A 14,147-nucleotide genomic window follows, 5' to 3' on the forward strand; every position below is an offset into this window, starting at 1 on the left:
CTCCTCGCCGCGGCGACTCATACAACTATACAGACCACCAAACAGCCCTGCAACCCGAAAATGGGTGAAGTGGGACACAAACAGGGCCTTGAAAGGGTCTCAAACACCCTCACAAACATCAAACAGCCTAGTCAGTGCGTTTTATGGGTGCTAAAAAATCTTTAAAAAACTTCCAAAAAACCTTATAAACGCAGAAGAAACCACTCAAACCCTCACAGAATGCCCTCTAGAACCCCCTCCGCAGCCCCTATTCCCATACCCTGCGCTTGATTCCTAACCCTGCACGATTCCTAACCATGCGCCTGGGCGCCCATACCTATTACCTATAGATACAAAAAGCCCCTCCCCTTCCATCCTGCAAGGAATAGAAGAAGAGGGGCACAGCTACAGAGTGCTGACGCCTAGCGCTGAAACGCTTAGTACTGAATTAGTTGAGTACGGGGTTAGTACTGGGGAGGCGCCTCATTCGCCATATTGTTGAAGCGCGAGTACTTACCGCTAAACGCCAACGGGATAGTACGAGTCGGACCACCACGGTGCTTAGCAATAATCATGTCTGCCTCACCCACGCGTTCACTATCCGGGTTATACATATCCTCACGATGCAGCAGAATCACCATATCCGCATCCTGCTCAATAGAACCCGACTCACGCAGATCCGAAACCATCGGACGCTTATCAGTACGTTGCTCCGAACCACGGTTCAACTGCGACAGCGCAATCACCGGAACATCCAGCTCCTTAGCCAACAGCTTCAGGCTACGAGAGAACTCCGAAACCTCCTGCTGACGCGACTCAACCTTCTTACCCGAACTCATCAGCTGCAGGTAGTCCAGCACCACAAGCTTCAAATCATTACGCTGCTTGAGGCGACGGCACTTCGCGCGAATCTCCATCAGAGTCATATTCGGCGAATCATCAATAAAGAGAGGAGCAGAATCAATACGGCCCTGCAGAGTCGCAAGGTTCGTCCAACCCTCAGTATCCAGGTCACCCTTCTTCAGACGACCCATCGAAATCTTGCCCTCCGCGGAGAGAATACGCATCGCCAACTCAGTACGACTCATCTCCAGCGAGAAAAACACAGTCGTCATCTGATGATGAATAGCAGCAGAACGAGCAATATCCAGAGCCAGAGTCGACTTACCCACACCCGGACGAGCCGCAATAACAATCATCTGGCCGCCATGCAGACCACCGGTCAGCTCATCAAACTCAATAAAGTCAGTCGGCACACCGTACACGCCATCCGGGCGGTTCGAGTTCGCATCAATCTCATTGATGGTCTCCTCCAACGCCTCAGAGAAAGACACATAGTCTTCCTTCGCGTTACCATCAGTCACCGCATAAATCTCAGCCTGCGCCTGATCCACCAAAGTATCGACCTCAGTCTCATTGGCGTAACCCAGCTGAGCGATCTTCGTACCCGCCTCAATCAGGCGGCGCATAATCGCGTGCTCCTTAACAATCTCAGCGTAATACTGAGCGTTAGCAGCAGTCGGAACCGACGCAATCAGCGTATGAATATAGGACGCGCCGCCCACACGAGTCAGCTCGCCGCGCTTCTTCAGCTCATCAGCAACCGTAATCGCATCCGCAGGGCTGCCGTGACCATAGAGAGAAAGAATCGCCTCATAAATCGTCTCGTGCGCCGGCTTATAGAAATCAGAGGCACGCAGGCTCTCAACCACATCCGCAATAGCGTCCTTCGACAGCAGCATGCCACCGAGCACCGACTGCTCAGCCACATCATCATGGGGCATAGTGCGGGAACCATAATCAATGGCAGTTTCAGACATGCTTATCCTCGCGTTTCAATCCGATATCTACGACGTTCCAGAAACAATTTCTGCAGAACTCCTATGCTAGTTTCTCACGAAGGCACACGCGAAATACATACACGCCTAATGGGCCGCGCGCAGATAATCCTCAATCTTCTCAACGGCGAGCGCCGCACCATCCATAGTGCGCATTGCCTCACCCAGCTGCCGTGCCCTAGCGCGCATGCCCTCATCGCTGAGCAGACGGCCCAGAATATCGCGCACATTGCCGCGGCGCACATCATTCTTCGTAAAGCGCAGGGCGTTACCGTAGCGCACGCACTCCTCAATATTCCAGCTTTGCTCCGCCTGCATCGCAATACCGGCAAACGGTACACCCGCCAGGCACGCCGTCTGCACCGTTCCCTCACCGCCGTGGGTTATCGAGGCATCAATATGACCGGTGAGCAGATGCGCCGGAACAGTCCCGGCGAAATGGATATTGCTGCCCAGCAGGTGGGTATCCGAGAGCTGCACCCCGCCGCCAACCAGCACATCCACCGGAGCGGCTGACAACTGTTGCAGCACCTGCACCAAAATATCTGCGGAGCCGGATGAGCCCATTCCCACGTAAATCAGTGGCCGCTCCCTGCGCTCGCGAACAATCTGCGGCAGTTCACCGGGCGCACGGTAATAAATAGGCCCCACACCAACATCAGGCTCTACCAAAGAATCCCCGCGCAGCTGCGTAAACAGAGAACAGATAAGATTCACGTCGGCACTGAGCATATCAACAGTACGGCGAGGAAGCGTGAGCCCATGCTCACGCGCCACACGCGTAAAAGAAGCTGGCTTATACGAAAACACCCGCGCCACAGCCCGCAACCATCCCGGCGCCGCGAGCTCGCTGGCTGCAGGCTTCTTCGAAAAATACGTCGACGAGTACGCATACGGGCGCGCATAGAAAATGGGGACACCGGCAATACGCGCAGACAGCAGCATCGTCAGGTTAGAACCAATCACCACAGCATCCGCGCTAAAGTCACGAATAGCCGCAAGTTCAGCGGTGACCCGCCGACGCACCATATCGGTCGTGAAAGGATGCCGCACTCCCCTGCCCTGATCCAGCGCCATAATCTGCTCCGCCTCAGCATCGCTCATAATTGGCTCGCGAAGATGCACAGGAAGCCCCGCGTTTTCCAGTAGCCCCAAGTACTTAGGGGAATACACGTGGAACAAGACCGTATGACTTCGCTCCCGAGCCACACGCGCTATCTCAATGCAGCGCGTGGTTTCACCCATATTGAAGCTTTCGGGAGAGAAAAGAATACGGCTCATAACAAACTCCGGTAGGCGCACACGTGACTGAGCCGAATCTGCGGCTCATAACCTCACCAGTGTAAAACGGAGCCCCAGTATTCCCTCGGATAGAGAGGAATACTGGGGCTCCGTTTCGCTGTATAAGCTTTGCGGTGTGATTCTGTCTTACTTCTTACGCAGAATCAGACCGATAGCGCCAATATGGTCGGCATGACGGCGGAATACACCGCGCATACCCAGCACACGCTCACGAATCTGCGGCTTACGCGCCAGGTTGAACGCAATCTTCGCAACGCCAGCGGGACCCTCATCAGCCAGCAGACGCTTCGGCTCCAGCAGAGCCATATCGGTCTGGTACACATCCAGCACCTCAAAGCCAGCCTCTTCCGCCAGAGCAGTCCACTCGGCAACAGTCAGCGGGCGGGCATTCACGCGGATAGTACGCGCCAAATCCTTCTGAATCTCTTCCTTCAGCTCGGGGCGCAGATAATCGGGAACCAGCGACATCTCGTGAATAGCGTAGTAGCCGCCCGGACGCAGCAGACGAGCCGCCTCACGCATAATCTCCAGCTTGTGCTTATCGGTCTGCATGGTCAGCATCGCCTCGCCCACCACGGCGTCATAGCTTTCCGAGGGCAGACCGGTCTCCTGTGCGCTAGCGTTCACCACACGGTAGTTCGGCTTAGTCGATGCACCAATACGCTCGGTTACGATTTCAGCAGCCTTGGGATCAAGGTCCACACCGGTATAGCTCTTGGGGGAACGCTTCACAATCTCCAGGGCGGTAATACCCAGGCCCGGCGCAAACTCCACGACGTCAATGTCGCCGCCCAGAGCACGAGCCAGCAGCCAGTTGGTGGTCTCGCGGCCGCCGGGGCGCAGAACCTTCTTGCCCAGCTGAGCCAGCAGCCAGTGACCTGCTGCCTTTTCGGCGGGGCGGTCGGTACCGGGAACGGAAGGGGTCTTAGACACGGAAGACAACTCCTCAATACTTGTATTTAATATGCAAAATTTATCTTTCCCAATTCTAGACCCGCCACCCCAAGAAAGGAAATGTGACGTTATATAGAAGTGTGGTTGCCCTTTGTTACAGCATGCCGCAACACCACTACAGCCATCCTTGCCACACACCCTAGAGATTAAACAGAAACTGGAGCTGAACCTCTCGGTCCAACCCCAGTCTCATCACACACACATACATACGAAAATCAGAGCCACTTCCGCAAGGAAAGTCCAACTTTCTGATGGTCCTCTCGAACCATCTATATAAAGTATTACGCGTAAACCTTTATTCCCTGTAGGTTAAAGCTGTAAGAAAGCTGGGAATAGATTTTTCTTCAAAATCGAGGTGCAGCACCCCGGATTTCACGCGGAAACTACACGTCGCGTTAAAAGAAGAAAGGCAAGGCGCTTTTGCCTTGCCATCCTTCTTTCGCTAGCGGGCGACCCCGCTACACGAAACACACACATTCACATCGCAGTCCTCTCGAACCAACACTTATAGTAAACACCCCCAACCTTATGGGAGGATTGAATTTCGCTGGAAACAAGCTGGGAGAAAACCAACAGAACCCTGAGAGCTTTGATATTGTGCAGTTCGCGGACTCTAAACCGGGCTAATAAGCCGCCATATACAGACCCAGCAGCACCAACGGGTTAACCGCTACAGAAATAACCGCCAAGCAAATATTAGCCACGCGGTACTGACGGAACTTCACCAGACCCACCAGCGCGCACACCAGCGCAACACTGGACGCAAGGCCGCCAACCACCAGCAAAAGAAGCAGAAGAGCAGTAGCGACATTCGCGTCCGCAAATGGGATAACCGCTAGAGCGCACAGCAGCAAATTGATGCACTCCAACACCACACCCGTGGACAGAAGCTGCGCGCTAGAAGACAAACGTGAAAAAGATCGAGCCATGTCTACCAGTCTACGGGGTCAATTGGCGTACTTCGCAGCCGCAACCGCTCTAGCCACCAATCCTTCTACTACCCTACCCCTATTCTCAACCTCTCAAAAACAATGTTTCACGTGAAACATGCACCGGAGCGGGCACAGCTATGGGTACAACAAACGGGGTGCCCCTCACGAAGAGGGACACCCCGTCCGACACTCAACGCCGCAGCATCAAAGCACCAGCGTCAAATATCTAAAAATCTACTTACGCAGCAGCAACGACGTCCAGGACAACGTTAGCGACAACGTCAGCGTGCAGGCGGACAGTCACCTTGTACTCACCGGTGCGCTTGATAGCGGAACCCAGGTGGATGGTGCGCTTGTCAACGGAGCCAATGCCAGCAGCCTCAATAGCCTCAGCAATAGCCTCAGCCTTGACGGTACCGAACAGGCGGCCGTCAGCGCCAGCCTTGTGTGCAACGACAACCGGCTTAGCAGCCAGGGACGCAGCAATTGCCTGAGCCTCTTCCAGAGAAGCCTTAGCACGAGCCGCACGAGCGGCGCGGATGGACTCAACCTGCTTCTCGCCACCCTGGGTCCAGGTCACGGCGAAGCCGCGGGGCAGCAGGTAGTTACGTGCGTAACCGTCCTTAACGGTGACAACATCGCCAGCTGCACCGAGGCCGGAAACTTCCTGAGTCAGAATGATCTTAGCCATGTTACTGTCTCTCCTTCTCTTTAGCGGCCAGCGCCGGAGTAGGGCAGCAGTGCAACTTCGCGGGCGTTCTTAATAGCCTGAGCGATCTTGCGCTGCTCCTGAACGGTCACGCCAGTCACGCGGCGAGCGCGGATCTTGCCGCGGTCGGAGATGAACTTGCGCAGAAGTGCGACGTCCTTGTAGTCGATAACGGTGACGTCAGCAGCCTTGAGGGGGTTCTGCTTGGGTTTGGGCTTACGGATTTCAGCCTTAGCCATCGTGGTGCTCCTTAGAGTTGGGAGCCCGCGGCGGATAACCGCGGGATGGATTGATAAATTACTATTCGGAAAACGAAACCGGCTTAGAACGGAGGTTCGTCGTCGGCGCCGCTACCCCAGTCATAGTTACCACCAGACTGAGAACTCCACGGATCAGCAGCAGGAGCTGCGGGGGCCGCCGGAGCAGCCGGAGCGGAGTAGCCAGACTGGCCAGAGTAACCATTACCCTGAGCAGCAGCAAAATTGTTCTGCTGAGGAGCGGAGAAACCGCCCTGAGCAGCAGCGTTGTACCCAGCGCCACCACCAAAGCCACCCTGTGCACCGCCACCGAAGTTATTACCTCCGGCAGAACGCTGTGCGCGAGTCACCTGAGCAGTAGCAAAACGCAGAGTCGGGCCGATCTCCTCGACCTCAAGCTCAAACGAAGTACGACGCTCGCCTTCCTTGGTCTCGTACGAGCGAGACTTCAGACGGCCCTGCGCGATAACCTGAGTACCCTTCTTCAGAGTCTCTGCAACATTCTCAGCGTAACCACGCCACACCGACGCACGCAGGAACAGGGTCTCCCCATCCTCCCACTGGTTCGTCTGGCGGTTAAAAGTACGCGGAGTCGATGCGATCGTGAAATTAGCAACCGCCGCACCCGCAGGGGTGTAACGAAGCTCCGGATCGCCAGTCAGATTACCAATAACGGTAATAACGGTATCGCCTGCCATTTGATGCCTCCTCGATAAGAGTTACAAGTATGTTGAATCCAGTACAGCGCAACCCCCTGACATTTTTAGGGGGTCAGCCGACCGGCAAGAAACAACTACTTGCTGGAGATCTTCTGATCCTCCGGGCGGATGATCTTGGTACGCATGACGGACTCGTTCAGGTTCAGAACACGATCGAGCTCAGCTGCGGTCTCGGGGGTAGAGGTGAAGTTCACCACTGCGTAGATACCCTCAGACTTCTTCTGGATCTCGTATGCCAGGCGACGACGGCCCCAGATGTCGACGTTGTCGACGGAACCACCCTCGTTGGTCACGATTTCGAGGAACTTGGACAGCGACGGCTCAACCGCACGGTCCTCAACCTCGGGGCTGAGGATAACCATCAGTTCATATGCACGCATGATTAAACCCCTCCTTTGGGCTAAACGGCTATGGGATTTCCATAGCAGGAGATTCATTGTGCCCTACACGTGAAACACACCGGGCGGGGAACACGCATAGATTTCTTAACAATACACGAGAAAAAGCAGATAGAACAGTACCGCACCGCGTGACCTCAACCATGCGATGCAGTACCGAAAACCGCAGAAGCTACGCCTCCCGACGCTGCTCCCACCACTGCAGAAGACGAGCCTTCGCCTCTTCCTCAGGAAGCGAACCCTCATCCAGACGCAAATTCAACAAGAACTTATACGCCTCGCCCACCACCGGGCCCGGCGCAATACCAAGAATCTGCATAATCTGACCGCCATCCAGATCCGGACGAATCGAATCCAGCTCCTCCTGAGCAGCCAACTCAGCAATACGACGCTCCAAATCGTCATACGCCTCAGCCAGCGAGCGCGACAGACGACGATTACGAGTCGTCACATCAGAACGCGACACACGATGCAGACGCTCCAGCTGATCGCCCGCATCACGCACATAACGGCGCACCGCAGAATCAGTCCAACCCGACTCACGGTAACCATAGAATCGCATATGCAGCTCCACCAGACGAGCCACAGCCTTAATCGTGTCATTATCAAAACGCAGCGCACGCATACGCTTCTTCACCATCTTCGCGCCCACCACCTCGTGGTGCAGGAACGAGACGGAGCCGTCCTTCTCAAACTTACGAGTCTTCGGCTTACCAATATCGTGCATCAACGCCGCAAAACGCAGAATAAAATCAGGAGCCGGACACGGACCATCCTCGTCCGTCTCCTTCTCCATCGCCTGCTCCATCACCTTCAACGAATGCGCATACACATCCTTATGGTGATGCGCAGGATCCATCTCCATACGCAACGCAGGAAGCTCCGGCAACACATAATCCGCCAGACCCGTATCCACCAGCAGGTTCAAACCCACCCGCGGATAATCCGCCTCAATCAGCTTCACCAGCTCATCACGCACACGCTCAGCCGAAATAATCTCAATACGGCCAGCCATCTCGCGCATCGCCTCGAAAACCTCCGGGGCAACCTCAAGATTAAAACGCGCAGCAAAACGAGCCGCACGCATCATACGCAGCGGATCCTCAGAGAAAGACTCCTGCGGCGAGCGCGGAGTACGCAAAACACCCGCACGCAAATCCTCAACGCCGCCAAACAAGTCAACAACCTCACCACTGGGCAAAGCCGCCGCCATCGCATTAATCGTGAAATCACGACGCACCAAATCTGCGCTCAAATCCGTACCGAACTCAACCGTCGGCTTACGCGAATCCGAAACATACACCTCAGCACGGTACGTGGTCACCTCATACACCACGCCATTCTTACGCGCACTAATCGTGCCGTACTCCTTGCCGATATCCCACGTATGCTCACCCCACCCACGCAGAATCTGCTCGCTCTGCTCCGGAGTAGCATCCGTCGTCAAATCAAAATCGGTGAAGAGACCATCCTCAACCCGCAGATTATCGCGGACAATACCGCCCACCAAGTACAGCTCAAAACCCGCCGCACGGTACAGTTCTCCCAGCTCGGCGGCATCCGGGTACTTCGACACAACATCAATAATCAGCGACATAATCCTTTAATCGTGCCAGAAAAACCACCCATGCGCCCACCCCACACCCACAACACCCAAGCCAAAGAGACAGCTATCTCACCCAAAACCGAGACACACAAACCCTCACATATCGGTTAAGGTAGAACCATGAGCATTCCCGTACCCCGCGCCCCCAAAACGCGCTTCACCGCGCCCGCGCGAGCGGTACCCGCCCCCGAAGAAGTCTCCGCAGGCGGGCTCATCATCGACTTCGACCGACCCGAACAGCTACCCGTAGCCATCATCGCCCGCATCAACCGCAACGGCCAACGCGAATGGTGCCTGCCCAAAGGCCACATCGAACATGGCGAAACCACCGTCGAAGCCGCACAACGCGAAATCAGCGAAGAAACCGGAATCACCGGCTACCCCGTAGCCTCCCTCGGCACCATCGCCTACTGGTTCACCTCCAACGGCACGCGCATCCACAAAACCGTGCACCACTACCTCTTCGCAGCAACCGGCGGAGAACTCAGCATCGACAACGACCCCGACCACGAAGCAATCGACGTCGCATGGGTCCCCCTCGAAGAGCTCCCCACCCGCCTCTCATTCGCCAACGAGCAACACATCGCCCGTAGCGCGCGCGAATACATCACCACCCAGCTCTAACCACCCACTGTAAGAGCCCAAAAACTAAAAGAAGCAATCATCCGCCGACACAGGAGAGACATACGTGGCACGTAACGACGCCCGCTCAAGCGCAATCATGGCAGCAGGCACCCTCGTCTCGCGCATCCTCGGATTCGTCAAGACCATCCTGCTCACCGTAGCCATCGGCTCACTCTCAACCGTCGGCGACGTCTTCGAAACCGCCAACACCCTACCCAACCTCATCTACGTCCTCGTAGCAGGCGGCGTGTTCAACGCAGTCCTCGTACCCCAAATCATCAAGGCGGCCAAAGCACAAGACGGCGGCGCACGATATATCTCCAAACTCGTCACCCTCACCGTCACCGCAATCGGCCTCATCACCATTATCACTGTCGCCTGCGCCTGGCCCATCATCAGCATTATGGGCTCAGGATGGAGCCCCGAACAACGGCAGCTCGGCTTCATCTTCTCCCTCTGGTGCCTACCCCAAATCTTCTTCTACGGCCTCTACACCGTCATCGGACAGGTCCTCAACGCCAAAGACGCATTCGGCGCCTACATGTGGTCGCCCGTACTCAACAACGTCATCACCATCCTGTCGCTGATCCTGTTCATCTTCCTCTTCGGCGCACAAACCCCCAACCCCAACCCGATTCACACCGTAGACAACTGGACCAACGCACAGACCCTCGTGCTCGCAGGCTCCTCCACCTTCGGCGTCATGATGCAGGCGCTCGTCCTGTTCATCCCCCTACGCAAGCTCGGCCTGCGCCTCAAGCCCGACTTCGCGTGGCGAGGCATCGGCCTGCGCGCAGCTTCCAAGCTCGCCGCCTGGACCCTCGCCTCCGGCATCATCTCCAACCTCGCATTCCTCTACATGACCAAGGTCGCCGCAGGCATCGTCGGTCAGCGCGAACACTACGCCGCCCTCGGCATCCAAATCCCCGGCCTGCAGGCACTCAACTACGCCTCCATGCTGTACATGCTCCCACACGGCGTCATCGGCATCTCCATCGCCACCGTGCTCTTCAACCGCATGAGCGCCTCCGCCATCGCCGACGACAGCGACAGCGTCATCTACGCACTCTCCCACGGCCTGCGCAACGCAGCCGTAGCCACCGTCTTCTGCATGGTCGCACTCATGGTACTCGCAGGCCCCGTCGCTGTACTCTTCAGCGGCGGCGACCCCATCGCAGCAACCATCATCGCCAAGCTCATCGTCATCACCGCGCTCGGCACCCCCACCCTCACCATCAACTACCTCTACAGCCGCGTGCTCTACGCCCGCGAAGACGCACGCACCCCCTTCCGCATCCAGGTGTACTCCGCCATCATCATGGTCATCATGAGCTTCGCAGCATCCCTGCTCGACGCACAGTACACCGTGTACATGCTCGCCTTCATCTACCCGGTGCACAATATCCTGATCCTGTTCATCAGCCACCACATGGTCCGCCGCCGCCTCGGCTACTACGGCCAGCGCGGCATCGTCAGCACCTACGCCCGCACCACCCTCGCATCCCTCTTCGCCGGCGGAATCGCAGCCATCGCGCTCTGGCTGCTCGGCGGCTACCAGCTCGACGGATTCGCCTGGGCCTCCAAGCTCACCGCAATCATCACCCTCGCCGTATGCGGCACCGTCATGGGACTGGCATACCTTGCCGGCATACAGATCTTCCGCGTCAAGGAAGCCAACGCACTACTGGCACCCCTCACCTCCAAACTTGAGCGTTTTGCCCGCCGCTAAAGCAGCACACAACGCCCAACCCGGGTAGCTGCCCGTGCACCCACCGCACCCCACGCCGGGGCCCGCAGAAGGCACAGGCAGCCACCCGGACGCCACAAACTATCACTCAACCCCAGCATCCTTCAATGCCGGGTAGAATCTAATAGTCAGGGCCCGCCACACGGCAGGCACTATGAAACCACCTCGGGAGAACACGTTGTCGCAACAGATTCCGGTCGGATCGGTCCTCGGAGGCCGCTACGAGATCACCGCACACATCATCATTACGGCAGAATCCGACATGGTGCTTGAAGGCACCGACCAGATTCTCAACCGTAAGGTCTCGGTCGTCGTCGCATCGCCCAGCCGCAGCGCACTGCTGGAAGCAAACTCCCGCGCGCTCGCAACCAACGCACGCGGCAACATCCAGATCCTCGACCTGGGCATCACCCCCGAAGGCAGCCGCTACCTCGTCACCTCCCACACCCGCCCCGACACCCTGCTGGACACCCTGCTGGTCGAAAACCACGCACTCTCCAACGCAGAAGACGCACTGGGCACCGAAATCTTCGGCGACTCCGAAAGCAGCAGCTCCCCCAACACCTATGAGAAGGTCTCTGCTTCCAGCGCCAACCAGGAGAGCATCACCGCCGCCAAGAACTGGAACGCATCCGACAGCGCAGCCGTCACCGCATACTCCGAACCCACCAGCATCTACGAAGATGACGAAGACGAAGAAGACGGCAGCCGCGGCACCTGGGCAGTCGCCCTCGCAGCAGTCCTGCTGCTCGTCATCGTCGCAGGCGGTATCCTCACCTCCCTGGGCGCAATCGGCTCCAACCAGGCAGCCGCACCGCACACCCCCAAGTCCTCTATCTCCGCCTCCGAATCGGCTGCGGCAAACGCCAGCGCATCGGCATCCCCGACCGCTAAGGCATCGAACGCACCGGCGAAGATCGCGTCCGTGGCTCGCTTCGTGCCCTCGAACCCCACGTTCATGAACGACATGGACACCCTCATCCCGAACCTGACCGACGGTAACGCCAACACCGCATGGATCAGCTACGGCTTCGGCACCGCCAACTACGCCGGCACCATCAAGGAATTCGGCCTGGCACTGAAGTTGCAGACCCCCACCGTCGTCTCCAAGCTGACCATCCAGCAGAACACCGGCACCGGCGGCTCCTTCACCGTCTACACCAACAGCTCTGCATCCCTGGACGGTGCGGTTGAGGTCGGCAAGGGCACCTTCGAAGGCAAGGATGCAGTCGTCACCCTGGACACCTCCAAGCAGAGCGCAGAAAAGGGTGCCTACGTGATCATCGTGGTCAACGAGCTGCCCCGCCTCTCCCTGCCGATTGGAACGTGGAATTACGGTCTGCGCATCAACGAAATCAAGGTGGACTAATCAACCCATAACGCGACGCCGACAGTGCGCTCACGCCCCAGACACAAGGGCGGGGCTTCTGAACTCAACAGTTCGGAAGCCCCGCCCTTTTTGATGTCTATTTATGACTCTTTATGGCAGGGTGGCTACTCAAAGATTCACAGTGCGCGGAGTATCTGGATAAGGGTCCCCAAAAAATGGAATAATCGAGGATAAAGCTCTGTTATAAGGACAGAACGAAAGACCTACAACGGAAAGATATATCTGATGACTGAGAATCTGGGAGGCCTCTTCGGAGGCTCCGCCCTGGGCAATCTGAACCTCGCTTCCGCACCCGCCACCAAGGCGGCACCGGCAGCCGAGGTTGAGGCCGACGCAACCGTCCACAACGTCATTATTGTGGGCTCCGGCCCCGCTGGTTACACCGCGGCAATCTACGCGGCACGCGCCGAGTTGAAGCCTGTCCTCTTCGCCAGCTCCCTGGCGCCCGGCGGCTCCCTCATGAACACCACCGAGGTCGAGAACTTCCCCGGATTCATTCAGGGCATCCAGGGCCCCGAGCTGATGGAGAACATCGGCCAGCAGGCTGAGCGTTTCGGCACTGACATCCGCTACCAGGACGTAGAGAAGGTTGAACTCACCGGCGACGTGAAGAAGGTCTACACCGCTGACGGCGCCGTTCACCTGGCAAAGACCGTCATCATGACCACCGGTTCTCAGGTCCGTAAGCTCAACATCGAGGGCGAAGACCGACTCTCCGGTTACGGCGTCTCCTGGTGCGCAACCTGCGATGGCTTCTTCTTCAAGGACAAGGAAATCGCAGTGGTCGGCGGTGGCGACTCCGCGCTGGAGGAGGCACTGTTCCTGACGACCTTCGCATCCAAGGTGTACCTGGTGCACCGCCGCGATTCTTTCCGCGCTTCGGAAATCATGCAGACCCGCGTGTTCAACAACCCGAAGATTGAGGTTGTCTGGGACTCGGCTGTCACCGCCGTTCACGGCGAGAGCAACCTCGAGTCGATCACCCTGACCAACACCAAGGACGGTTCTGAGCGCCAGCTGGCTGTTCAGGGTCTGTTCATCGCTATTGGCTCCGATCCTCGCGTGGAACTGGTACGTGACCAGCTGGAGATTACCGAGAACCACACCATCGCGGTTCAGGGTCGTTCCTCGAAGACTTCCGTTCCCGGCGTTTTCGCTGCCGGTGACGTGATTGACCCGACCTACCGCCAGGCAATTATTGCTGCCGGTTCCGGTGCTGTTGCCGCTCTGGACGCGCAGCACTACCTCGAAAACCTCTAAACTATTCGTATTACTCGCAGGGGAATCCACCCCGTGTCAGAAAGGAGCACTCCATGAGCAGTGCACAGCAGGCAACTGATGCCACTTTTGACGAACTGGTTCTGAAGAACGACAAGCCCGTTATCGTGGACTTCTGGGCTGAATGGTGCGGCCCCTGCCGCATGGTTGGTCCCGTGATTGACGAGATCGCTGGCGAGTACGCCGGTCAGGTCGACGTGGTCAAGGTGGATGTTGAAGCAAGTGGCGATACCGCCATGAAGTACGGCATCACCTCTATTCCCGCCATCTACCTTTTCAAGGGTGGCGAGGTCGTCAAGAAGACCGTAGGCGCTAAGACGAAGCCTGCTCTACTGGCCGAGTTCTCCGAGCACCTGGGCTAATCTTTCGAGAAGCTAAAGAAAAACTCTCGGTGATGTTTCACGTGAAACATCA

Annotated in this window: 14 protein-coding genes; 5 read left to right on the forward strand and 9 right to left on the reverse strand. The window is 57.2% G+C overall.

The features are described 5' to 3' along the window. Positions 1-443 precede the first annotated feature (443 nt). From dnaB to HMPREF2879_RS06355, 9 genes are all read right to left on the reverse strand, one after another. Entirely contained in the window at positions 444-1,799 is a 1,356-nt protein-coding gene (dnaB, locus tag HMPREF2879_RS06315) for a replicative DNA helicase (RefSeq protein ID WP_005504033.1), read from the reverse strand. A 105-nt stretch (positions 1,800-1,904) separates the two neighbouring features. Beyond that, on the reverse strand, positions 1,905-2,921 hold the full coding sequence (locus HMPREF2879_RS06320; protein WP_246822924.1) for a glycosyltransferase: 1,017 nt from the start codon (positions 2,919-2,921) through the stop codon (positions 1,905-1,907). A 324-nt stretch (positions 2,922-3,245) separates the two neighbouring features. Beyond that, a complete protein-coding gene (locus HMPREF2879_RS06325; protein WP_049326735.1) occupies positions 3,246-4,052 on the reverse strand; it encodes a class I SAM-dependent methyltransferase in 807 nt (268 codons plus the stop codon). Between the two features lie 644 nt (positions 4,053-4,696). Continuing rightward, positions 4,697-5,002, reverse strand: coding sequence for a hypothetical protein (locus HMPREF2879_RS06330; RefSeq protein WP_005504046.1), 306 nt, complete (start codon positions 5,000-5,002; stop codon positions 4,697-4,699). Between the two features lie 241 nt (positions 5,003-5,243). Further along, a complete protein-coding gene (gene rplI / locus HMPREF2879_RS06335; protein WP_005504050.1) occupies positions 5,244-5,696 on the reverse strand; it encodes a 50S ribosomal protein L9 in 453 nt (150 codons plus the stop codon). A 20-nt stretch (positions 5,697-5,716) separates the two neighbouring features. Continuing rightward, positions 5,717-5,953, reverse strand: a complete 237-nt coding sequence (gene rpsR / locus HMPREF2879_RS06340) for a 30S ribosomal protein S18 (RefSeq protein ID WP_004005948.1) — start codon at positions 5,951-5,953, stop codon at positions 5,717-5,719. An 83-nt stretch (positions 5,954-6,036) separates the two neighbouring features. Further along, positions 6,037-6,669, reverse strand: coding sequence for a single-stranded DNA-binding protein (locus HMPREF2879_RS06345; protein WP_005504055.1), 633 nt, complete (start codon positions 6,667-6,669; stop codon positions 6,037-6,039). A 95-nt stretch (positions 6,670-6,764) separates the two neighbouring features. After that, entirely contained in the window at positions 6,765-7,070 is a 306-nt protein-coding gene (gene rpsF / locus HMPREF2879_RS06350) for a 30S ribosomal protein S6 (protein WP_005504056.1), read from the reverse strand. Positions 7,071-7,260: 190 nt separating this feature from the next. Then, positions 7,261-8,685, reverse strand: a complete 1,425-nt coding sequence (locus HMPREF2879_RS06355; RefSeq protein WP_049354155.1) for a CCA tRNA nucleotidyltransferase — start codon at positions 8,683-8,685, stop codon at positions 7,261-7,263. A 129-nt stretch (positions 8,686-8,814) separates the two neighbouring features. On the opposite strand from HMPREF2879_RS06355, the gene HMPREF2879_RS06360 reads away from it, so the two are divergent. The 5 genes from HMPREF2879_RS06360 to trxA all read left to right on the forward strand — a co-directional run bounded on the left by HMPREF2879_RS06360 (position 8,815) and on the right by trxA (position 14,095). After that, positions 8,815-9,318 (forward strand): NUDIX hydrolase, encoded by a 504-nt coding sequence (locus HMPREF2879_RS06360; RefSeq protein WP_005504058.1) that lies wholly within the window; start codon positions 8,815-8,817, stop codon positions 9,316-9,318. Positions 9,319-9,382: 64 nt separating this feature from the next. Continuing rightward, a complete protein-coding gene (gene murJ / locus HMPREF2879_RS06365) occupies positions 9,383-11,047 on the forward strand; it encodes a murein biosynthesis integral membrane protein MurJ (RefSeq protein WP_049354154.1) in 1,665 nt (554 codons plus the stop codon). A 196-nt stretch (positions 11,048-11,243) separates the two neighbouring features. Further along, complete coding sequence (locus HMPREF2879_RS06370; protein ID WP_239662259.1) at positions 11,244-12,434, forward strand: serine/threonine protein kinase; 1,191 nt, start codon at positions 11,244-11,246, stop codon at positions 12,432-12,434. 246 nt (positions 12,435-12,680) lie between these two features. After that, the gene (gene trxB, locus HMPREF2879_RS06375) at positions 12,681-13,715 is read left to right on the forward strand and encodes a thioredoxin-disulfide reductase (protein WP_049341938.1); all 1,035 of its coding nucleotides are present in this window, start codon (positions 12,681-12,683) and stop codon (positions 13,713-13,715) included. A gap of 53 nt (positions 13,716-13,768) precedes the next feature. After that, entirely contained in the window at positions 13,769-14,095 is a 327-nt protein-coding gene (gene trxA, locus HMPREF2879_RS06380; protein WP_049341939.1) for a thioredoxin, read from the forward strand. Positions 14,096-14,147 lie beyond the last annotated feature (52 nt).

Origin of the sequence: Rothia sp. HMSC069C04 (assembly GCF_001812895.1) — a bacterium.
Lineage (GTDB): Bacteria > Actinomycetota > Actinomycetes > Actinomycetales > Micrococcaceae > Rothia.